Origin of the sequence: Mycobacterium sp. 050128 (assembly GCF_036409155.1) — a bacterium.
Classification (GTDB): Bacteria; Actinomycetota; Actinomycetes; order Mycobacteriales; family Mycobacteriaceae; genus Mycobacterium.
Genome location: NZ_JAZGLW010000001.1, coordinates 69255 through 89502, shown reverse-complemented (window position 1 = coordinate 89502; position 20248 = coordinate 69255). Strand labels below are relative to the sequence as shown.

The 20248-nt window shown below is 66.3% G+C and carries 21 protein-coding genes and 1 pseudogene; 12 read left to right on the top strand and 10 right to left on the bottom strand.

Annotation, left to right across the window (positions count from 1 at the left end):
* Positions 1-30: 30 nt before the first annotated feature.
* Positions 31-417 (top strand): annotated as a pseudogene (locus SKC41_RS00465) (hypothetical protein); the annotation flags it as partial.
* A 14-nt stretch (positions 418-431) separates the two neighbouring features.
* On the opposite strand, the gene SKC41_RS00460 reads toward SKC41_RS00465, so the two are convergent.
* A complete protein-coding gene (locus SKC41_RS00460; RefSeq protein WP_090608550.1) occupies positions 432-689 on the bottom strand; it encodes a DUF7218 family protein in 258 nt (85 codons plus the stop codon).
* Between the two features lie 170 nt (positions 690-859).
* On the opposite strand from SKC41_RS00460, the gene SKC41_RS00455 reads away from it, so the two are divergent.
* Positions 860-1615 (top strand): STAS domain-containing protein, encoded by a 756-nt coding sequence (locus SKC41_RS00455; RefSeq protein WP_330975825.1) that lies wholly within the window; start codon positions 860-862, stop codon positions 1613-1615.
* Between the two features lie 243 nt (positions 1616-1858).
* On the opposite strand, the gene SKC41_RS00450 is transcribed toward SKC41_RS00455, so the two are convergent.
* Positions 1859-2257, bottom strand: a complete 399-nt coding sequence (locus SKC41_RS00450) for a heme-binding protein (protein ID WP_330975824.1) — start codon at positions 2255-2257, stop codon at positions 1859-1861.
* A 365-nt stretch (positions 2258-2622) separates the two neighbouring features.
* Here SKC41_RS00450 and SKC41_RS00445 point away from each other — a divergent pair, with 365 nt between their 5' ends.
* Positions 2623-3057, top strand: coding sequence for an SRPBCC family protein (locus SKC41_RS00445; RefSeq protein ID WP_330975823.1), 435 nt, complete (start codon positions 2623-2625; stop codon positions 3055-3057).
* 41 nt (positions 3058-3098) lie between these two features.
* On the opposite strand, the gene SKC41_RS00440 is transcribed toward SKC41_RS00445, so the two are convergent.
* Together SKC41_RS00440 and SKC41_RS00435 are read right to left on the bottom strand one after the other, a co-directional pair.
* Complete coding sequence (locus tag SKC41_RS00440) at positions 3099-3458, bottom strand: hypothetical protein (protein ID WP_330975822.1); 360 nt, start codon at positions 3456-3458, stop codon at positions 3099-3101.
* Positions 3459-3483: 25 nt separating this feature from the next.
* Positions 3484-3705, bottom strand: coding sequence for a hypothetical protein (locus SKC41_RS00435; protein ID WP_330975821.1), 222 nt, complete (start codon positions 3703-3705; stop codon positions 3484-3486).
* A gap of 304 nt (positions 3706-4009) precedes the next feature.
* Here SKC41_RS00435 and SKC41_RS00430 point away from each other — a divergent pair, with 304 nt between their 5' ends.
* Positions 4010-4882 carry a helix-turn-helix transcriptional regulator gene (locus tag SKC41_RS00430; protein ID WP_330975820.1) on the top strand — a complete coding sequence of 291 codons (873 nt, stop codon included), beginning with the start codon at positions 4010-4012 and terminating at the stop codon, positions 4880-4882.
* Positions 4883-4960: 78 nt separating this feature from the next.
* On the opposite strand, the gene SKC41_RS00425 is transcribed toward SKC41_RS00430, so the two are convergent.
* On the bottom strand, positions 4961-6253 hold the full coding sequence (locus tag SKC41_RS00425; RefSeq protein ID WP_330975819.1) for a flavin monoamine oxidase family protein: 1293 nt from the start codon (positions 6251-6253) through the stop codon (positions 4961-4963).
* Positions 6254-6529: 276 nt separating this feature from the next.
* Here SKC41_RS00425 and SKC41_RS00420 point away from each other — a divergent pair, with 276 nt between their 5' ends.
* Positions 6530-7489, top strand: a complete 960-nt coding sequence (locus tag SKC41_RS00420; RefSeq protein WP_330975818.1) for an alpha/beta fold hydrolase — start codon at positions 6530-6532, stop codon at positions 7487-7489.
* On the opposite strand, the gene SKC41_RS00415 is transcribed toward SKC41_RS00420, so the two are convergent.
* The 3 genes from SKC41_RS00415 to SKC41_RS00405 form a co-directional block, all read right to left on the bottom strand.
* A complete protein-coding gene (locus SKC41_RS00415; RefSeq protein WP_330975817.1) occupies positions 7484-8830 on the bottom strand; it encodes a flavin monoamine oxidase family protein in 1347 nt (448 codons plus the stop codon). The genes SKC41_RS00420 and SKC41_RS00415 overlap by 6 nt on opposite strands.
* A gap of 98 nt (positions 8831-8928) precedes the next feature.
* Positions 8929-10044, bottom strand: a complete 1116-nt coding sequence (locus tag SKC41_RS00410) for a hypothetical protein (protein ID WP_330975816.1) — start codon at positions 10042-10044, stop codon at positions 8929-8931.
* Positions 10044-11177: a phosphotransferase family protein gene (locus SKC41_RS00405; protein WP_330975815.1), complete on the bottom strand. Its 1134-nt coding sequence runs from the start codon at positions 11175-11177 to the stop codon at positions 10044-10046. Before SKC41_RS00405 ends, SKC41_RS00410 begins: the two co-directional genes overlap by 1 nt.
* Before the next feature lie 57 nt (positions 11178-11234).
* Here SKC41_RS00405 and SKC41_RS00400 point away from each other — a divergent pair, with 57 nt between their 5' ends.
* The 7 genes from SKC41_RS00400 to SKC41_RS00370 all read left to right on the top strand — a co-directional run bounded on the left by SKC41_RS00400 (position 11235) and on the right by SKC41_RS00370 (position 16940).
* Positions 11235-11837 carry a TetR/AcrR family transcriptional regulator gene (locus SKC41_RS00400; RefSeq protein WP_330975814.1) on the top strand — a complete coding sequence of 201 codons (603 nt, stop codon included), beginning with the start codon at positions 11235-11237 and terminating at the stop codon, positions 11835-11837.
* A complete protein-coding gene (locus SKC41_RS00395; protein WP_330975813.1) occupies positions 11834-12703 on the top strand; it encodes an SDR family NAD(P)-dependent oxidoreductase in 870 nt (289 codons plus the stop codon). The genes SKC41_RS00400 and SKC41_RS00395 overlap by 4 nt, the downstream gene beginning before the upstream one ends.
* A gap of 117 nt (positions 12704-12820) precedes the next feature.
* Positions 12821-13753, top strand: coding sequence for a DUF4129 domain-containing protein (locus tag SKC41_RS00390; RefSeq protein WP_330975812.1), 933 nt, complete (start codon positions 12821-12823; stop codon positions 13751-13753).
* Positions 13750-14232: a hypothetical protein gene (locus tag SKC41_RS00385; RefSeq protein WP_330975811.1), complete on the top strand. Its 483-nt coding sequence runs from the start codon at positions 13750-13752 to the stop codon at positions 14230-14232. The genes SKC41_RS00390 and SKC41_RS00385 overlap by 4 nt, the downstream gene beginning before the upstream one ends.
* Positions 14233-14246: 14 nt before the next feature.
* Complete coding sequence (locus SKC41_RS00380) at positions 14247-15221, top strand: AAA family ATPase (RefSeq protein ID WP_330978700.1); 975 nt, start codon at positions 14247-14249, stop codon at positions 15219-15221.
* A 7-nt stretch (positions 15222-15228) separates the two neighbouring features.
* Positions 15229-16488: a DUF58 domain-containing protein gene (locus tag SKC41_RS00375; RefSeq protein ID WP_330975810.1), complete on the top strand. Its 1260-nt coding sequence runs from the start codon at positions 15229-15231 to the stop codon at positions 16486-16488.
* Positions 16489-16490: 2 nt separating this feature from the next.
* Positions 16491-16940 carry a hypothetical protein gene (locus tag SKC41_RS00370; RefSeq protein WP_330975809.1) on the top strand — a complete coding sequence of 150 codons (450 nt, stop codon included), beginning with the start codon at positions 16491-16493 and terminating at the stop codon, positions 16938-16940.
* A 99-nt stretch (positions 16941-17039) separates the two neighbouring features.
* On the opposite strand, the gene nuoN is transcribed toward SKC41_RS00370, so the two are convergent.
* Positions 17040-18632: an NADH-quinone oxidoreductase subunit NuoN gene (nuoN, locus tag SKC41_RS00365; RefSeq protein WP_330975808.1), complete on the bottom strand. Its 1593-nt coding sequence runs from the start codon at positions 18630-18632 to the stop codon at positions 17040-17042.
* Entirely contained in the window at positions 18629-20212 is a 1584-nt protein-coding gene (locus SKC41_RS00360) for an NADH-quinone oxidoreductase subunit M (RefSeq protein WP_330975807.1), read from the bottom strand. The genes nuoN and SKC41_RS00360 overlap by 4 nt, the downstream gene beginning before the upstream one ends.
* Between the last annotated feature and the right edge of the window lie 36 nt (positions 20213-20248).

The following is a 20248-nucleotide window of genomic DNA, read 5'->3' as shown; positions in this document are numbered from 1 at the left end:
GCTCGGCGCAACTGCGCGAGGCATTGCGTGGTGGCTGCCGCGACCGGCACCCTGCGCGACGCCGGATTCACGATAGAAAACCCGCCGGAGGATTGGCTCTTCAAGGCCCGCATCGGCGAGGCGTTCGTGGACGTGCTGCACCACCTGAACGGCGAGCCGGTCGCGCCGGCCACCCTGGACTTTGCCGAGCAGCGTGACGTGCTGGCAATCGGGATGCCGGTGTTGCCGCCCACCATGGTGTTGATCCAGAAGTTGCGCGCCCTCGACGAGCATCATTGCGATTTCGCAAAGCTGCTGCCGCCCGTGCGCGCAATCCGGGAACGGCTCGACTGGAGCAACATCAAGTCACAGACCGCCGACAACGATTACGCGGTGGCCTTCGTGGTACTCGCCGACCGGCTCGGGCTCACCGGCTGAACGCCGTTGGCCACTCAGTGGTTGCGCAGCTTGGCGACCAATTTATCCTTGGTCAGGCCCGAATAGCCAGACATACCAAGCTCTTTGGCGCGCTTCTTGAGCTCTGGCACCGTCCAGTCGGTGTACGAGCCGGACTTGCCGCCCTTGCGGCCGACCGCGGATTTACCCCGGGCTGCGGCGGCGTTGGAGATCCGCGCCGCCTTTTCCTCTGAGTTGCCCTGCTTTCGCAGGTCACGGTACATCTTCTCGTTCTTGATCGACGGGTTCGGCACGGTGCTGACCCTCCTGTAATCGACGGACGTCGTTGCGAGAATTCCCAGCCTGACCGGGGTGAAACCGGACCCCGCGAAATTCCATTGATTGACCGGTGCAGCAAGCGTCAATCGCAGACATATCCATCCACCGCGCGGTTACCCACCCTGGGGAGGGGTAGTCGGAGATGATGACTCAGGCCAGCCCATCCGTCGGTGTGGACGTGGAACGTCGGCAGGATGCCGCGGTCCTGAAGGTAACCGGCCTGCTGAACAGCGCCACCTACCGCACGCTTCGTGACGCGGTCATCGAAGCTGCGCTGGATCGGCCGCGCGCGGTGCTCGTTGATGTCAACGGTCTGTTGGTGCCCTCGGAATCCGCCTGGTCGGTGTTTACCAGCGCTCGCTGGCATGTCATGACGTGGCCGGACGTGCCGATCCTGCTGGTGTGTCAGCACACTGCGTATCGGCAATCCATCACCGACAACGGTATTGCCCGATACGTCCCGGTGTATTGGGACCGCGAGTCGGCGCTGGGCGCCGCCGTCATGCGGCCCTCGGATGATCGCCGCCGCGTCCGAACCCAGCTTCCGGCAAGGGCGGTCAGTCTGGGCCTCGCCCGCGCCCTGATCGGGCAGTGGCTTACCGCTTGGGCCCAGAGCCGTCTGATTCCGGTCGCGGGCACGATTGCCACGATCCTCGTCGGAAACGTCCTCAAACACACCGACAATGCGCCGGTACTGATCGTCGAAAGCCAGCACGACACGGTCGTCGTAGCGGTGGAGGATGACAGCCACGTGCCGGCTTGCCGACTCGAGAATGAAAGCGGCGGCGAAACCTTGTCGGGCCTGTCGATCGTTTCCGCACTGTGTCGCGCGTGGGGCAGCACACCGAGGTCGTCCGGGAAGACGGTCTGGGCACTGATCGGTCGCGAAAACCAACTCTAGCGTCGCGGTCTTCAGCTCGTGGGGACCTCATCCGCGTCGGTCAGGCCGTCTTGGCGAGGGCTGGTATATGAGACATGTTGCTGCCCTTGGCTACCCGACGAATCAGCATACGAGTCGCCTTCTCGGTGATCTCCTGCCCCGGTGGCTGACTGGGAATTGCCCACCCGCGGTGCGGTTCATACCGGTTCGACCGCAAATGCAAACGACCCGCCACGGCAGTGTGGCGGGTCGTTATGCGCGGAATCAGCCGGCCATGAACTCGTGGTAGGCCGATTCCAGGTTGCCCGGCAGCGCCGACACGTTGCACTGGCGCTCGGTGTCGCCGATCGGCGCCAGGATGCCGCGCAGGTCGTAATACTCCTGAGGGTGCGCGGTGAAGTAGCCGCGCAGGCTGGAGGCGGCCTCCGCCCGTGGCTGTCCGTAGGCGGCGCTGACAACCTGGTTGGCACCGGGGTGCGCGGCGAGATATTGCTCTGCCGCGCCCTGTACCGAGGAAACCGTGGCGTTGACACCCGCGGGGCTGCAGTCGGGTGCGGCGGTGGCTGACGGCGCGGCGACCAGGCCCAGGGCCATTCCCCCGAGCAGGCAGCCGGCGCTGACGCCGGCGACTCGTCGGCGCGCGACGATACTGCTGAAATTCATGATCAGTGTTGTCCTTCGAATCGGTCCGAATTGATTCGCGGGGACTCCCGATTCCCCGAATTCCAAAGTAGCTGAGACTAACGCGGGCAACATGTGTATCCCGCGTGCAGCTAACGGCTGGATCGACGAAAGGCCCCGGCTTGGTCACGCCCTGGCAGTTGGTACCCGCACGTCGTGACCAAATCGTGACCAACTCAAGCGGGTACCAGCAAAATCTCCTTATGATTTCTCTAAGGCGTAGATCCGGGTGTCGTGTATCACCGCAAAGATATCTGCCGTTGCCAGCCTTGCGCGCTGCAGTTCCGGTGCGACCGGCGGTTAGCATGGCGTACGGTCAATGCCGTACCTGCCAGGCGGGAGTTCTGATGGTTGAGATTCATTTGGAACGCACGATCGCCGCACCGCTGGAGCAGGTCTTCGACTGGCTGGCCGACCCCGCCAATTTGGCCGCTGCACCGTTGGCTCTCAAGGGATTTTGGGCCAAAGGCACATCGGGCCCGGCGGCCGGAGCGCTGCGCGAGGTGATCGGCGTCGGTACCTATTTCCGCGAGGAGCTCACGGCCTATGACCGGCCGCACAGCTACACCTACCTGATCGTCAAGTCGATCCCACCGTTCAAGCACGACGGCGGCACCCTGACGTTCACCGCCGCGGGCGACGGGACGCACGTCGACTGGCTTACCAACTACACCCATCCGGCCGCGGCCGGAGGAAAAGTGCTGGAGGCCCTCAGCCGTCGGCTGCTGCGCGGGAGTTTCCTCGCGATCCTGAACGCATGCGCGAAGGCTCTCGAGCAGTGACGTGTCGAGTTGCTTGGTAGCGCAAGGCTATTGGGCGTGTATCACTGATGCGGGGCGACCGAGTTGGCCAGCAGCGAGCCGATCACGCCCGCGGCGATGATCACGATGAGCGCGGTGGTTGGCCACACCCACATCGTCCGCTTTCGCGCCGCCGCGACGATGACGCCTCCGACGGCGATGACGGCCGCGACGCCGACGCCGCCCCACGTCACCGCGTAGGCCCAATCGAGCGCCGAAGTGTCGCACCGGTTGCCTGTGCACGAATCGGTCGCCATCACGAAAAAGAAAGAAAACGTGATGGCCAGTGCTCCCGCGATCGCGGCGACCACGAACATGGTGATTGTGGCGATGGTGTCGGCCGTCGAACGCTGTTTCTGCTGCGGGGGATGGTTAGCCGTCATGTATCAGCTATGCCCAATCCCTGGCTCAGTAATCGCGCGGCAAAGCCGCCACCATTGTCGCGACCTGTGTGCGGTTGAGCACGGCGATGCTGCCGTCGGGTAGTCCGAGAACCCGGTCGACCGCCACCCCGTGCAGCTTGAATCTGGTGGTCAAAACATCGATGGCGTGCTGCCTGCTGGGTTCATCGGTGGCGTCGACGATTTGGATAACGTTGGTGTTGAGGCGCGCGGCCAGGCCTTGAATCATGTCGGCGACACCCTCGGCGTCGAAGGTGTGGAAAATGCGCGTTTTCGGGCCGTAGCAGCGAGACCATGGCCGCCAACTGTTCGGGTGTGCCGGTCTGCATCTTGACGTCAAAACCGGCCTGCAGCAGCGTGTTGAGCCGGTCCAGCGCATTGCCGTCGCAACGCGCGGTCGCCTCTTCGATGACCGCGAGTTGCGCGCGGGCGCTGCGCTCGGCCAGCGTCGTGATGGGCGCGTCCTTCGACGGAAACCGCTGGTCGGTCATTGTCGGAGGGATGTTTGCCCGCTGGCGGGGTATCCGGGGGAGATGGACGTTGCCAAGGACATCAGGGACTTCTTGATGTCCCGACGGGCGAGGATCACCCCCGCAGCGGTTGGCCTGCCGCCGGGTCGGCGGCGCCGCGTGCCCGGGCTACGGCGTGAGGAGGTCGCTCGGCTGGCCGGCGTGAGCATCGACTACTACACGCAGGTAGAGCGGGGAAATGTGGCCGGTGTCTCCGAGGACGTGTTGCATGCCGTTGCCGGGGCCCTGCAACTCGGTGAGGCAGAGGAAACTCACCTGTTCGATCTGGTTCGCGCCGTCACCAGCAAGGGCGGTCGGGCCCGATGGGTACGCCCCGCGGGCCGGACCATCCCCCAGGGCGTGCAGGCATTGCTGGACAGCATGGTCGCCGCGCCGGCGATCGTGATCAACGGCCACCTCGATCTCGTCGCCGCCAACACGCTCGGGCGCGCGCTGTACGCACCCGTCTTCGCCCGCGCCAAGGCGACACCGAACCTGGCTCGATTCATGTTTCTCGATTCCGCGGCCGATCAGTTCTTTCCCGAGTGGGACCGCGAAGCCGACGACGTCGTTTCCCTGCTGCGGGCCGAAGCGGCGCGCGCTCCCGATTCGCCGGCCGTCACCGACCTGGTCGGTGAGCTCGGATTGCGCAGCGCGCCATTCCGCACCAGTTGGGCGGCGCACAACGTCAAGGGACATCGCCACGGCCTCAAGCGATTCCGGCATTCCGAGGTCGGTGTCCTGGCGCTGACCTACAACGTGTTCGACATCGCCGGCGTCGGTGGGCTGTCGTTGATCGGCTATACCGCCGAACCGGGCTCGCACTCGGACGAGGCGTTGCGACTGCTCGCCAGCTGGACGGCGACCGACCACGATTCCAATGCGGCGTCCACCTAGCCACGATCGCCGAATACGCGGCCGAGTCAACGCAATCTCTCCGGACTGGAAACCTACTGTACGCCTTGGATTTTCGCGCTAGCTCTTAAGCCGGCGCATCAATTCATCGGCGGCATAGCGCCCGCTGACCACGGCCCCGATGACGGTGGACGGGTTTTTGGTGTCGACAGCCTCACCCGCCAGGTAAAGCCGGTCGCTGATCGGTTCCCCCAGGCGGCGGCGGTCGTCGAGCCCGGAACCGGGCGCGTGGAATGAGTAGCTGCCCCGCGCATACGGGTCGGTGCTCCAATTCGAGGTCCGGACTTGCACCGGCGCGACGTCGTCGCCGAACAGCTGGCGAGCGATCGGCAGCGCCCGGGCCGTCACATCGGCTGCCGACGACGCCTCCACCGCCCGGCCGCGTTCGCCGGCATTGAAGGCCACCACGATCGGCCCGGCGCTGTTGGACAAGGTGAACCACTGCGCCCACGCGCCCGGGTCGGTGCCCATGAAGAGGTAAAAGGCGTTGTCCGTCTTCCAGGTTCGCCGGTTGAACCGAAAGAAGCTCTTGGACAGCACGCCGAATCCCAGGGCGTTCACGGCGCGAGCATGTCCGTCGGGGAGCGGGGGGTCGAAGGCGATCGCACCGGCTTTGAGCACTCCGAGGGGAACGGTGACGATCGCGGCGGGGCCTTCGAAGGATTGATTTCCGGCGTGCACGATGACGGAGTTGTCGCGTCGAGTGACCGCGGTGACCGGCGTGCGCAGGACGATCGGAAGTCCGTCGGCCAGCAGCTTGGGCAGGGCGTCGTAGCCGTTCGTGATGACGGCCTGGTCGCCGTCGGCGTAGTCGCCGGTGTCAAATGTGGTGGCGGAGAGCTGGTCTGCGCTGGCCGCGTATTCGTCCTCGATCTCGGTGGCGACAAAGAATGCCAGCTGAGTGCGATCCGAGCTCGAAAGCTCCGCGCGCTTGGCCGCGGAGTCGACGGCGGCGCCGAGGCTCCCGCCGGTGACCCGGTCGCAGGCCCGTTCGACGAACTGGCGCCAAGAGTCGGCGTCGTAATCCGTTGCCGGCAGCCGGCGATCCACCGCGAGCTTCGCCCAGCCGTAGTAGTCGGTCGGGATGACCTCGGCGTGCGCCTTGTCAGCCAGTTCCATCATCGGATCGCTGGCGGTGCCGTGGATCCAGGACGCGCCCATCTCGATCGGCACACCCCAGTCGCGGGCGGTATAGACACGACCGCCGATGCGGTCGCGGGCTTCGATCAGGCGCACCGGCCATCCCGCGTCGGCGAGGCGGCGCGCGGCAGCCAAGCCGGCCATGCCGGCACCCACGATCAGGACCGACCCGGTGTCCGGTTTGATTTCGGGCGGCGGGGGTGGTGATGACATCGAACGTTCACCCGATGCACAGGCAGCCAGCAGCCCGCCAGTGACCGCGCTCATCGTTGCTGTGAGCGCCGCCCGACGGGACATCGGGGACATGACAGTCAGCCTCTCACACCGCAACCGGCGCCGTGCCGCAGTTTGCTGGTTAGTGAGAAATTGTGTGCTGCGATTCGGGCGCGCGGGTTTGGCCGAAATTGCATAGTTGGACGCCCGTGCCGTTATAGGATCGCTGCATCCAGAGTGCGGCGACGGGGCCGTGTTCGACGGGGGGAGCTGGCGATGAGTGCTCGGCGAACGACACGTGTGATTGACCCGCTGCCCGAGGAATTGCCGCCGAGCCGCACGCTGACCGTCCGCGCGGTCGACGGCACCACGCTGCACGCGGAGGTCTTCGGGCCGCCGGACGGCTACCCGATCGTGCTGACGCACGGCATCATCTGCGCGATCCGGGCGTGGGCCTACCAGATCGCCGATTTGGCCACCGAATACCGGGTGATCGCGTTCGACCACCGCGGCCACGGCCGAAGCGGGGTTCCGCGCCGCGGCGGATACGGCCTCAAACACCTTGCGTCCGACCTGGATTGCGTGTTGGATGCGACGCTGGCGCCGCATGAGCGCGCCGTCATCGCCGGGCACTCGATGGGCGGGATCACGATCGCCGCGTGGTCGGCCCGCTACCGCCACAAGGTCGCGCGGCGCGCCGATGCCGTGGCGTTGATCAACACGACCACCGGGGACCTGGTGCGCCAGGTCAAGCTGTTCTCGGTGCCGGGGCAGCTGTCGCCGGCGCGCTCGCTCGCCGCGCGCGGCTTGATCAACGTGTTCGGTGGGGTCCCGATTCCGAGTCCGGCGCTGCTGGCCACTCGCAGCCTGATCGCGATGCTCGCCGTCGGTAAGGACGCCGACCCGAGTCACGCCACACTCATCCACGACTTGTTCGCGCAGACATCCCCCGCCGGGCGCGGCGGTTGCACGAGGATGCTCGTCGAATCGCTGGGGTCGCGGTACCTCGACCTGACCGGGTTGACGGTGCCGACCCTGGTCATCGGCAGCGAAGACGACCGGCTGACGCCGATCGCCGCGTCCCGCGAGATCGCACGCACCGCGCCCAACGTGGTCGGCCTGGTCGAGCTGCCCGGCGGTCACTGCTCGATGTTGGAGCACCACCGCAAGGTCACCGGCGAGCTGCGGTTACTGGCCGAATCCAGCACCCTGCCGGTCGCGCAGATCAGCTCATAGCAGGGCGGTGATCTCGGCGGCCGCTCGCAGACCGGACCGGACCGCACCGTCGAAAAACCCGGTCCACTCGTCGGCGGTCTCGGTGCCCGCCCAGTGAATCGGTCCGACCGGTTCGCGTAGCCAGGGCCCGAACCGCGTCCACGAGCCCGGCGGCACCGCCGCGGTCGGGCCACCCGGAGCGAAATCGTCGGTGCCCCAACGATAATCCACATAGTCGAGTGGCTTGAGTGCCTCCTCGCCGAACAGCGATGCGAAGCAGCGCAAGGTGTCGCGGCGGCGTTGGTCGGTGGGCAGTGAATCGAACGCCCGGGCGTCGACAAAGCCCAGCAGGATGCCCGGCCCGTCCGCCTGCGGGCTGACGTCGAAGGTGATGAACACCGGTCCCTTGTCGGAGAGCGCCTGTCCCGAGAATCCCTTGGCTCGCCAGAACGGTGTCGAATATGCCGCGAAGGCCTTGCTGAGCCGGCCCTGCGGCCATTGCTCGGCCAGCTGCTGGTACTGGGCGGGTAGCGGGGGAGCGAACTCGATGTCCCCGCGATGAGCGGGCGGGATCGCGACTATGACGAACCCGGCGTCGGCGGTACCAGCGTCCGAGGTGACTGTCACGCCGGAACCGTGCCGTTCGATGCGGTGCACCGGGGCATTCAGCACCACCCGCGCGCCCAGTTCGTCGGCCGCTGCCCGGGCGATTTGCTGGGTGCCCCCCGGGAAATGGTCCTGCTGGGCGCCGTCCTCGGTGTCGAGCATCCGGTCCAGACCGCCCGCGGCCCGGATGTAGCGCGCGGCGTGCAGCATTGACACGTCTTCGAGTTCGCATCCCCAGCTCACCCGGGCCATGATGGCCATCAGGTCGCGCGACGAGGCGGTGGCGCGCATCGAATGCAGCCACTGTCCGAACGACACCTCATCGAGTTGGCGGGCGCGTTGGGCCCGCCAGGGTGCGTCCACCGGAATGCTGCGCGCGATTCTTTCGAATTGCCAACGCAGCCGGGCGATGTCGAGCAACCCAGTCAGCGAAAGCTTGGGGATGGTGCCGTGGTAGGAGCGTGTCCAGCCGCGCCAGTGGATGACGTTCTTCCCGTCGTGATAGGTAGGCGTGGTCGGGATCTGCAGCTCGGCCGCCAGCGCCAGCACGGCGTCCTGGGTGGGCCCGACGAACGCGCCGCCCATATCCGCCGGCAATCCCGCGACGCTACCGGTGAACGACCGCCCGCCGACGCGGTCGCGACCCTCGAACACCACCACGTCGTGGCCCTGTCGCGTCAGCTCTCGCGCCGCGGCGAGGCCGGCGAAGCCCGCGCCGACCACGACAACATCGACAGTCCACGACGGCATCGTCACACCCCCTAGTCAACCGCATGGTGACACGCCCGCGGTAGAGGACGTTCGCATCACGGCGATGGCAACGGGATGCCCTGGCGCGCGCGGCACGAAAAGGGCTACGGCGCAACCGTTAACCAGTCGGCGAACCCGGACGGGTCGTGGCGGCCCAGGGCGCCGTGCTCGTAGAGACCCCAGCCCTCGACCGGCGGCTTATCGCCCTCGATGCAGACCGCGCGACCGACGTGGTCGATCACCCCGAAGCCGGCGCGCCCGATGATCGCCGGATCGGTCATGTTGTAGGTCAGGCGTTCGGCGTACTTCTCGCCCTTCCAGGTGCCGTGTATCCAGTCCGAATCGCCGCCGTAGCCGCCGCCGACGTGAATGGGCACCGGCAACTTGGACTCGACGTCGAAGTGGACCGGGGAGCCGTCCGGGGTGGTCGCGTCGATGCTGGCGCCGGTCGGAATGCGGGTGCCGGACGTGTAGTGGATCTTGACCCGCGGCCAGCCCAGCTGCTCGACTCGGCCGTCGCGCCAGATCCGGGTGCAGTCGTTGAGCGAGCGGAACCCGTCGGGTTCCTCCTGGATGATCAGCACGATCGCGAAGTCGTCGAAAGCCATTGGTACGTATAGCCACCACATGCCCTCGAACGGCGGGTCGGCCGGTCGGCCGGCCGGCTCAGCCTCGCCGATCGGGCGGATGCCCCACGACCGGTCGCGGCTCCCCAGCCAAGTGTTGGGGTCGACGACGATCTCCTCGCCGTCGATCATGACGTGGCCGCTCCAGCTGCCCAGCTGGGCGAAGCGCTGCGCGTCCAGGGTGACCCGGTTGCCGGACCGCAGGATGTGCGGCTGTTCCTGGACGACGTCGAACAGGCCCTTCCAGGTGAGATCGGCTGCGATGCCTTCGGTTTCGTCGAGGACGATCCGCAATTTGTGCAGCGGTTCGATCACCTCGACCCGGTAGCCGTTGACGTGCTGGTTGAGCCGGTCGGAGTCGATGGCGTCCGAAACATGCACCGCGGTCTGGGTATCCCCACGCCGGACGAGCACGAAGGCATCCTTGACGCCGAGGTTGGGGTAGTAACCGATACCGCTGATCAAGAAGATGTCGCCGGTGCGGTCGTGGGCGTTGAAATAGGACCGGTCGTAGAAGTTGCGGTCCGAGGAGCCGGGCCAAGCGATCGGCTGGGGAATCTGGTGTACCGGGTACTCGTCGAGCGGTCCGAGCATTACTGGTCCTCTCCGATAAGACGTTTCATCAATCCGGCGTGGTAGAACAACGACTCGACGTCGTCCGGCTTTTCGGTTTCGCCGAAGTGCACTCGCCGCGCACCGGTGCGCATGAAGACACAAGCCCACATCACGCCGGAATACACGTAGAACCAGTGCAGTTCGCTCACTTCGACGCCCGCCAGGCGCTGGTAGGTGGAGCGGACGTCCTCCTCGCGCATCACATCGGGCAGTCCCGGCAACCCGGCAAGTCCGGTGAGTTCCTGAAACACCATGTGCGCGTAGATCATCCACGCGACATCGAGTTCACGCGGACCCAGCGTCACCATCTCCCAGTCCAGCACCGCTACCGGTTGGAAGTCGCGGTACAACACGTTGCCCACCCGGGCGTCACCCCACAGCAGCACGGGTTCGCGCGCGTCCACGTCCGCCGGCCAGTTGTCTTCCAGCCAGGTGAAGGTGCGCTCCAGCAGCGGCGATCGGCCGATGTCGGGCACCGCGAAGTCGTACCAGTCCCGTACCCAGTTGAAATGCCGGCGCAGCGCGGTATCGCCCTTGCCCTCGGACAGGAATCCAAACGTGTTCTCGGCATTGGGGATTGAGTGCAGCTTCGCGAGTACGCCGACGGTGGCGTCCTGAAGTTCGCGTTGCCGCTCAACGGGTGCGTCGGCGAACCAGTTGTTGCCGAACGTGTAGGGCATCACGTCGGGCGGCACTTCACCGGCGACGTAATCCATCACGAAGAACGGTGTGCCCAGGACCTCGCCGGTGGGTTCGAGCCAGCGTACCGGCGGGACCGGGACCTCGGTGAGTTCGCCGACCTTGCGGATCACTTCGAATTGGTGATCAAGCCGGTAGGAGGGGAAGACTTGCACGTCCTCGGCGCAGGGCGCGACCCGCGTCACCAGCTTCTGCTCGGTCGGCTGCCCGCCGTCGTGCCAGCGGGCGGTCAGGATGATGGTTTCCGACGACATCCCGGTCGAGTCGATGCCACTTTCGACCGTGACCTCGGGGTTCGCGCCGTCGGGCAGCACCGTAGACAGCCATTTCGACATCACTGCAGGTAGCGTCGTGACGTCGCGGCTGGAGCGCTGAAGTCGGTCGACGTTGTCGAGCACAGGTTCATTGGCCACGGGGTGCCTCCATTCTTTGAGACCTTTCGCGGCAATTACGATACGGTAGGTAGCGTTATGAAAGCAGACCCGTCCGACCTTGACAAGGCCCCAGGTGCCGGGCGGCCCAGGGACCCGCGTATTGACTCTGCCATCCTTGCGGCGACGGCGGAACTGCTTGTGGAAATCGGCTATTCGAACTTGACCCTGGCCGCCGTCGCCGAGCGGGCGGGCACCACGAAGTCCGCGTTGTATCGCCGGTGGTCGAGCAAGGCGGAGTTGGTGCACGAAACGGCGTTTCCGACCGCGCCCAGCGCGCTGGAGACGCCGGCCGGTGACTTCACCGCCGACCTGCGGATGATGATCGCAGCGGCGCGGGATGTGTTCACCACCCCGGTGGTGCGCGCCGCGCTGCCCGGGCTGGTCGCGGACATGTCGGCCGATCCGGACCTCAACGCGCGGGTGATGTCACGCTTCAACGACCTGTTCGCCGCGGTCCAGGTGAGGCTGCGCGAGGCCGTCGACCGAGGTGAAGCGCATCCCGATGTCGATCCGGATCGCTTGATCGAGTTGATTGGGGGAGCGACGATGCTGCGGATGCTGTTGCGCCCGGACGAGAAGCTGGACGAAGCGTGGGTGGATCAGACCACCGCGATCGTCGTGCACGGGGTGACGAGATGACGCAGCGACTTGCCGGGCGTGCCGCGATCGTCACCGGTGGCAGCCGTGGTTTGGGGCGGGCGATCGCGCTGGCGCTTGCTGCCGAGGGCGCGGCGGTCGCGGTGGCCGGGCGTACCGAGCAGGTGTGGGATGACCGGCTGCCGGGAACCATCGGCGAGACCGTCGCCGCCATCGAAGCGGCGGGTGGGCACGCGGTGGCGGTCCGCGCCGATCTGACCGACCGAGACGACGTCGCCCGGCTGGTGAGTGAGGCGCGAGATGCGTTGGGCCCCATCACTGTTCTGATCAACAATGCGGCCTTCACCGCACCGGGACGGCCGCCGGTGCCCGGTGGACAGCCGCGGGCGAAGGCCGCCAAACCGGCCGGCGCCGCCAAGCCCGGCTGGCCGGGGTTCGTCAGCACGCCGTTGTCCGCATTTCGCCGCCACTTCGACATCGCGGTGTTTGCGGCCTATGAGTTGATGCAGCTGGTGTCCCCGGACATGATCGAGGCCGGGGGCGGCTCGATCATCAACATCACCTCGGTGGCCTCGCGGCTGCCCGGCGACGGACCCTATCCGGACCGCAGCGGCGGTGTCCTGCCTGGTTACGGCGGTTCCAAGGCGGCGCTCGAGCATCTCACCCAGTGCGCGGCGTTCGACCTGGCCGACCACAACATCGCCGTCAACGCGCTGGCACCGTCGAAGCCGATCATGACGCCCGGCCTGTCCTACTACGCCACCAACTTCAACGACACGGCCACTGAAGACGAATTCGCCCGGGCGGCAGCACAATTGGCTCTCGTGGACCCCGCCGCCGTCACCGGTCGGACCATTGGCCACCATGAGGTTCTCGACGGCAGCTTCCGGTCGTTTGATCCTGCCTAGGCGAGTGGGGACGCTTGCGGGCTGGCGGTTATCCCTGGCCACACCGCCGCGCGACGTGCAAGTATGAATCAAGCCTGTGCCGCAACGGCATAGGAAAACCGGCGAGTGGTGTGCCAAATGCCCGATAAGCCGACAGGGCGCGTCGTTGCGCTCATCGTGCTGTTGATCGTGGTTGCCGCCGCCCTGCGCGGATACCTTCCGGCTCGCGATCACGCGGCGCGCGCGGAAGGCAGCGGCCGGGCGGCGCTGGTATTCGTCGTCGTCCTGCTCAGTGCGGCACTCGCGCTGCTCGCGGTCGCCGTCATCGCGCGGCTTCGGGACCCACGCGCGGTGGCACCGAAGACGGGCGACCTCTCCGGGATGCTCGGTACCGGCGCAGGGCGACCGAGCTGGCGCGTGCTGCTGATCGGACTCGCGGTGATCGTCGCGTGGTTGCTGATTGCGATGCTGTTGTCCCGGTTATCGCTGCCGCACGGTGCACCTGCCGCGCAGCACGCACCGGACACCAGCGCGGCGCCGCACGCCGGCGCGCCTACACCGCAGCCCCGGCACCCGGAGAGCGACCATGGCAACATGCTGGGAATTCTGTTGGCCGCCACGGTTGCGATGATGCTGCTCCTCGTCGTCGCGACATTCATCATGTCGCGACGACGATTCCGCGCCGCGACGCTGCACACCGCCGCCGATGACAGCGCCGAATATGTACCGCCGACGGGGCCTTCGGATTCTCTGGTGCGAGCCGCCGAACTGGGATTGGCCGAGATGGCCGACCGGGGGCGCGAACCGCGGGAGGCGATCATCGCCTGCTACGCCGCAATGGAACACGAGCTCGCGAGTGTTCCCGGGGCCGCTCCTCAGGACTTCGACACACCGACCGAGGTGTTGGCCCGCGCCGTCGAACTCCATGCTCTGCATATCGATAACGCCGTTCAGCTGGTGAACCTGTTCGAGGAAGCGCGGTTCAGTCCGCATGTGATGAACGAGGGGCATCGCGACGTCGCGGTTGAGGTGCTGCGGCTGGTTCTCGCGGAGCTCCGGAGCGCGGTATGAAAAGGCTGATAGCTCTGGGTGTTTGCCTCATCGTCGGGGCGGAGCTGCTGGTGCTGATCGTTCACGATCGCCCCTTGGTGTTGGTCGCGTCGGGTGTCGCGCTGGCTCTGGTGTTGCTCAATGTTCGTCGGCTGCTCGGACACGGGAGCGAACCCGCGGCCGACGTGGACGCTGACGACCTCGGGGATTCGTTGCGCCGCTGGCTCGCCACCACCGAGACGACGATTCGCTGGTCCGAGTCCACCCGTACGGACTGGGACCGGCATCTGCGTCCGATGCTCGCCCGCCGGTACGAAATCGCGACCGGGCAACGACTGGCCAAGGACCCGGTGGCTTTTCAGTCGACCGGCCGGATGCTGTTCGGCGCCGAACTGTGGGAATGGGTCAATCCCAACAACATCGAGCGCTCCGCTGACCACCAGCCCGGCCCCGGCCGGGCTGCGTTCGAAGAAATCCTCCGCCGGTTGGAGCAGGTATGACAGGGGGCGCCGCGATGCCGACCGCTTTGCCAGCCAGTACGACCACCGCACACTGCGAGGCGGTGCTCGATGAAATCGAGCGCGTGGTGGTGGGCAAGCGTTCCGCGCTGACCCTCATCCTCACCGCCGTCCTGGCGCGCGGCCACGTTCTCATCGAAGATCTGCCCGGACTCGGCAAGACACTGATCGCGAGATCCTTTGCCGCCGCATTGGGTCTGCGATTCACCCGGGTGCAGTTCACGCCGGACCTGCTGCCCGCGGACTTGCTCGGGTCGACGATCTACGACATGCAGTCGGGCCACTTCGCGTTCCGGGCCGGACCCATCTTCACCAATCTGTTGCTCGCCGACGAGATCAACCGCACCCCGCCCAAGACGCAGGCGGCACTGCTCGAGGCGATGGCCGAAGGCCAGGTCAGCATCGACGGCGAGACCCACAAGCTGCCAATGCCTTTCATCGTCCTGGCGACCGACAACCCGATCGAATACGAGGGCACCTACCCGCTGCCGGAGGCGCAGCTGGATCGATTCGCGATGCGGTTGGAACTGCGCTACCTCTCCGAGCGCGACGAGGCCTCGATGCTGCGCCGCCGTCTGGAACGTGGCTCGGCCGAACCGACGGTCAATCAGGTGGTCGACGCGCAGGACTTGCTGGCGATGCGCGAATCGGTCGAGCAGGTGACGGTGCACGAGGACGTCCTGCATTACGTGGTGTCGCTGGCCACCGCCACGCGCCGCCATCCGCAGGTCGCCGTCGGCGCGAGCCCGCGTGCCGAACTCGACCTGGTTCAGCTCGCCCGGGCGCGGGCGCTGTTGCTTGGCCGTGACTACGTGATCCCCGAGGACGTCAAGGCGCTCGCGATAGCGGCGGTCGCGCACCGGATCACCCTGCGCCCGGAGATGTGGGTGCGCAAGATCCAGGGCGCCGACGTGGTCGGAGAACTGTTGCGGCGCTTGCCGGTACCCCGCACCAACGAGGGCACCGCGTGAGCTTGCCGTGACCGAGGCCGAGTTCCGCTGGCGCGCATCACCATTGACGCGGGCGATCGCGACCTGCGCCGGTGTCGCCCTCGTTGCCGCCGTGATCGGCGCGCATTGGCAGCTCATCGCGTTCGCGGCGCCCCTGCTCGGCGTGCTGTGCTCGATCAGCTGGCAACACCGGGTCCCGAAGATCCATGTGCACGGGGAACCGGAGTCACAGCGATGCTTCGAAGGTGAGCAGGCGCGGGTGACGCTAACGGCGACCGAGGAAGCCGGGGCGCCCAATGCCTGGGCGATCGAGCTCACGGTTCCCGCCGTCGAGGGCCTGCAGCTCGAGGTTTCCGATTCGGATTCTTCGCACGCGAAAACGGTTGTCGCCGTGGCGCAGCGCTGGGGCCGCTACACGATCTGCGCCCGGATCGACGCGGTCGCCCGCGGTGGGTTGCTCACCGGCACAACAACTGTCGATGCCGCCGATGTCATCGTGTTTCCCGTGACGCCGCCGCAGTCGACGCCCATCCCGCGAACCGAGTTGCTCGACCGCCTCGGCGCTCACCTGACCGGGCATATCGGTCCGGGCGTCGAGTACGCCGATATCCGTCCCTACGTTCCGGGTGACCAACTGCGGGCGGTGAATTGGCCGGTGAGCGCGCGTCGCGGCCAGCTGCACGTGACGGAGCGATTGACCGACCGCGCCGCCGACGTGGTGGTGCTGATCGACGGGTATCGGCAGCCGGCGGGCCCGGCAACCGATGCAACCGAACGAGTGGTGCGGGGTGCCGCTCAGGTGGTGCAGACCGCGCTGCGCTACAGCGATCGCGCCGGAATCGTCGCGCTGGGCGGCAATCGCCCGCGGTGGCTCGGCGCCGACATCGGTCAGCGCCAGTTCTATCGGATTCTCGATACCGTGCTGGGTGCGGGCGATCGATTCGAAAGCACCACAGGCTCACTGGCGCCGCGTGCGGCCGTCCCGGCCGGGGCCATCGTCATCGCGTTCTCCACCCTGCTCGACACGGAATTCGCACTAGCGCTTATTGATCTGCGCAAGCGCGGTCATGTCGTGATCGCCGTCGACACTCTTGATGTTTCTCCGTTCGAAGACGAACAGGACCCGCTGGTGGATCGGCTGTGGGCATTGCAGCGCTCCGCCATGTATCGCGACATGGCGACCATCGGTGTCGACATCGTGTCCTGGCAGGAAGATCACACGCTGGAGCAGTCGATGGGCGTGATGCCGGATCGCCGCCACCGAGTGCGCGGACGGCTGCGGGGGTAGCCATGTCATTTACCGCGCGCTTGGGGGTCAATGCGCTGGCGATCGCATTCGGGCTGCTGATGGTCGGCCTGGCCGTGGTTGGCGCCCACGGGCCCGCGCTGGGCGCCGGGATGGTGGCGCTGGCAGCGGTGGCACTCGGGATCGTCTTTCGGCCCGCAGCGACGGTCGCCGTGCTGCTCTGCGTGACCGTGATCGCTATCTCCGATCCCTCCTATATTTTCGTGGGACTTTCGGGGTTGTGCGCGGCCGCCTACCTGGTATCCCGATACGCGGCCGCAATGCCGGACGCGGTCGTGATGGCAAGCTGGCCGACACTCGTTGGCGCCGTGGGATTTACCTTGGTGGGCGTGGCCGCGGTGGCGTTCCCGCTACAGCTGCCGTGGGTACCGTTGGCGGCGCCGCTGGCGGTGCTGGCGATCTACGTCCTGGCGACCCGCCCGTTCTTGAGCTGATCACGCGTTGGGCTTGCAACGCCGCGCGGGGTTGAGGGACTGCGCGTTGCCGACCGTCGGTCATGGCGTCCATCACCGGCGGCAACGCGTGTCAGACGGTTACTGCAGCAACTGCGCGGCGTGATCCGCGAGGTCGAGCAGCGGCTGCGGGAAGATCCCCAGAATCACGGTGATCGCAGCGCACAGCGCGATCGCGATCTTGCTCAGGATCCCCGGCGCGACGACCTGAGGGGTGTCGTCGGTCGGTTCGGTGAAGAACATCAGCACGATCACCCGGACATAGAAGTAGGCAGCGACCCCGCTGGCGATCACACCGATGATGACCAACGGCACGGCGCCGCCCTGGGCGGCGGCCTTGAACACCGTCAGCTTGCTGATGAATCCACTGGTCAACGGGATACCGGCGAAGGCCAGCAAGAACATCGAAAGCATCACGCCCACAATGGGGGAACGCTGCCCGAGCCCCGCCCAGTGCGACAGTGTGGCGTCCTCGACGCCGTCGGAGTTGCGAATCAGGCCGACGATCGCGAACGCACCGACCGTGCTGAAGCTGTAGGCCACCAGGTAGAACAAGGTGGCCGCGAGGCCGGCATGGTTGTCGGCGATGACACCGGTGAGAATGAAACCGACGTGGGCAACTGATGAATAGGCAAGCATGCGTTTGACATCGGCCTGGTTGACCGCGGTCACGGTACCGACGGCCATGGTCAGGATCGCGATCGCCCACAGCACCGGTCGCCACTGCTCGTGCAGCGGCGGCAACGCGACGTAGACGACTCGCAGCAGCGCACCGAATGCCGCGACCTTGGTCGCCGCCGCCATGAACCCGGTGATCGGCGTGGGTGCGCCCTGGTACACGTCGGGAATCCACGAGTGGAACGGCACCGCGCCCACTTTGAACAACAGGCCGACCGACAACAACGCGACGCCGACCAACGCCATCGAGCTATCACCATGGGCGGCAAGGGCATCCCGGATGCCCGGCAGCAACAGCGTTCCGGTCGCGCCGTAGATCAGCGCCACGCCGTAAAGGAAGAACGCCGACGAGAAGGCGCCCAGCAGGAAGTACTTCATCGCCGCTTCCTGCGACAGCAGCCTGCGGTGACGCGCCAGCCCGCACATCAGGTACAGCGGCAGCGAAAGCACTTCCAGCGCGACGAACATCGTCAGCAGATCATTGGCCGCCGGAAACACCATCATGCCGCCGACGGACAGCATCAGCAGCGGGAAGAGTTCGGTCTGCGCGGCGCCGGCCCGTTCGGCTTCACGCTCGACGTCACTCCCGGGGACCGCGGATGCCTGCGGGGTGAAGGCATCCAATCCGGAAGCAGTGGAAACTCCCGCGGCCACCTTCACTTTGTTGGCGGTTGCGGCGACGTTGGTGCGTTCGGCGATGAAAATGACGGCCAGCAAGGCCACCAACACCACGGTGCCTTGCAGATACAGCGTCGGCCGGTCGATGGCCACTGCGCCCAACACCCCGCTGCGACCGGATGCCGGGAGCGAGCGGCTGACCACGATGTCGGCGACGAACGCCGCGATCAAACCACCGAGGGCCAGCGTCACCTGCGAGACATAGCGAATGTTTCTGGGCAGGAACGCTTCAGCAAGTACTCCGACCACCGCGATACCGAAGACGATGAGCATCGGGCACAGCAGGAAGTACTCGATGCTGGGGGTGGGAAGGGTCATTGGTGCGGTCCTTCGGCTGTACCGGGGGTTGCCCTCAAAACCGGGCGGGGCACGCTCGGCGCGGGATCATGCTGCCCGATGGTGATCATGGTGTGGTCCACAGCGGGATTGATGATGTCGAGCACCGGCCTGGGATAGACGCCGAGGACGAACAGCAGCGCCAGCAACGGTGCAACGACGACGAGCTCGCGCAGCCGCAGATCGGTGATTCGTTCGTTGCCTTCGGCCACCGGCCCGGTCATCACCCGCTGGTAGAGCCACAGCATGTAAACCGCCGCCAGCACCAGTGCGGTCACCCCGAAGGCGCCCGCCAGCCAGTACCGGTTGAAAGTGCCCAACAGGACCAGGAATTCGCTGATGAACGGTGCAAGGCCGGGCAGCGACAGGGTGGCCATGGCCGAGACCATGAAGGTGCCGGCCAGAATCGGCGCCACCTTCTGCACTCCGCCGTAGTCCGCGATCAACCTGCTGCCGCGCCGGCTGACCAGGAATCCGGCGATCAGGAACACCGCCGCCGTGGACAGGCCGTGGTTGAGCATGTACAGCGTCGAGCCGCTTTGCCCCTGGGTCGTCATCACGAAGATGCCGGCGATGATAAAGCCGAAGTGCGAGATGGAGGTGTAGGCGATCAGGCGCATCATGTCTTTTTGGCCGATCGCGACGATCGCACCGTAGATCACCCCGATGATGGCCAGCGTCACGATCAGCGGGCGGAAATACGTTGACGCATCAGGGAACAGCTGCAGACAGTAGCGCAGCATCCCGAAGGTGCCGACCTTGTCCATCACCGCGGTGATCAGGACAGCGGTTGCCGGAGTGGCCTCGACGCACGCGTCGGGCAGCCAGCGGTGGAACGGCCACAGCGGAGCCTTGACGGCGAACGCGAACATGAAGCCCAGGAACAGCGCCTTGAACACCGCCGGGTCCACGCCGGCGAAGCGGCCCGAGGAGATGCCGGTCACGATTTCGCGGAAGTCGAACGTGCCCGAACCGTGCTGGGCGGTGACCACGTACAGACCGATCACCGCGGCGAGCATGATCAGACCGCCGAACAGGTTGTACAGCAAGAACTTCACCGCGGCCCGCGACCGTCCGGCTCCCTTGCCGAACCCGCCGATCAAAAAGTACATCGGGATCAGCATGGCCTCGAAGAACACGTAGAACAGCAGCACGTCCAGCGCGATCACCGAGATCAGCACCATCGACTCGATGGCCAGCGTCAAGGCGACGTAGGCGTGGACACCCCGGGTGCCCTCGCCCCCGTCGTTCCAGCCCGCGACCAGCAGCAGTGGAATCAGGATCGCGGTCAGCAGCACCAGGATCACCGCAATGCCGTCCACGCCGAGGTTGTAGCCGGCGCCGAAGGCCGGAATCCAGGGATGCTTTTCCAGGAATTGGTAAGGGGCGCCGCCGGTTTTGAAACCGAGCGCGACAACGAGCGCGACCGCCAGGGTCAGGACGCTGACGACCACACCGGTCCACTTGGCGAGCTGCCGCAGGCCGGGAGGCATCAGGATGATCAGGATGGAACCGGCCAGCGGTACCAGCCACAGCACGCTCAGCCAGGGCACGTTAGTCATGAGCGCCGCTCCTTCTCATCGCTTCGTCCCCCGCGA

Excerpts from the sequence above, each read along its gene's own strand:
- SKC41_RS00410 (WP_330975816.1), bottom strand. The coding sequence starts at position 10,044 with ATGCTCGGACCGCTCGACGAGTACCCGGTACACCAGATTCCCCAGCCG.
- SKC41_RS00435 (WP_330975821.1), bottom strand. The coding sequence starts at position 3,705 with ATGATTCAAGGCCTGGCCGCGCGCCTCAACACCAACGTTATCCAAATC.
- SKC41_RS00390 (WP_330975812.1), top strand. The coding sequence starts at position 12,821 with ATGCCCGATAAGCCGACAGGGCGCGTCGTTGCGCTCATCGTGCTGTTG.
- SKC41_RS00440 (WP_330975822.1), bottom strand. The coding sequence starts at position 3,458 with ATGACGGCTAACCATCCCCCGCAGCAGAAACAGCGTTCGACGGCCGAC.
- SKC41_RS00400 (WP_330975814.1), top strand. The coding sequence starts at position 11,235 with ATGAAAGCAGACCCGTCCGACCTTGACAAGGCCCCAGGTGCCGGGCGG.
- SKC41_RS00445 (WP_330975823.1), top strand. The coding sequence starts at position 2,623 with ATGGTTGAGATTCATTTGGAACGCACGATCGCCGCACCGCTGGAGCAG.
- SKC41_RS00450 (WP_330975824.1), bottom strand. The coding sequence starts at position 2,257 with ATGAATTTCAGCAGTATCGTCGCGCGCCGACGAGTCGCCGGCGTCAGC.
- SKC41_RS00385 (WP_330975811.1), top strand. The coding sequence starts at position 13,750 with ATGAAAAGGCTGATAGCTCTGGGTGTTTGCCTCATCGTCGGGGCGGAG.
- SKC41_RS00380 (WP_330978700.1), top strand. The coding sequence starts at position 14,247 with ATGCCGACCGCTTTGCCAGCCAGTACGACCACCGCACACTGCGAGGCG.
- SKC41_RS00430 (WP_330975820.1), top strand. The coding sequence starts at position 4,010 with ATGGACGTTGCCAAGGACATCAGGGACTTCTTGATGTCCCGACGGGCG.
- nuoN (WP_330975808.1), bottom strand. The coding sequence starts at position 18,632 with ATGACCCTTCCCACCCCCAGCATCGAGTACTTCCTGCTGTGCCCGATG.
- SKC41_RS00395 (WP_330975813.1), top strand. The coding sequence starts at position 11,834 with ATGACGCAGCGACTTGCCGGGCGTGCCGCGATCGTCACCGGTGGCAGC.
- SKC41_RS00370 (WP_330975809.1), top strand. The coding sequence starts at position 16,491 with ATGTCATTTACCGCGCGCTTGGGGGTCAATGCGCTGGCGATCGCATTC.
- SKC41_RS00360 (WP_330975807.1), bottom strand. The coding sequence starts at position 20,212 with ATGACTAACGTGCCCTGGCTGAGCGTGCTGTGGCTGGTACCGCTGGCC.
- SKC41_RS00455 (WP_330975825.1), top strand. The coding sequence starts at position 860 with ATGACTCAGGCCAGCCCATCCGTCGGTGTGGACGTGGAACGTCGGCAG.
- SKC41_RS00425 (WP_330975819.1), bottom strand. The coding sequence starts at position 6,253 with ATGTCATCACCACCCCCGCCGCCCGAAATCAAACCGGACACCGGGTCG.
- SKC41_RS00420 (WP_330975818.1), top strand. The coding sequence starts at position 6,530 with ATGAGTGCTCGGCGAACGACACGTGTGATTGACCCGCTGCCCGAGGAA.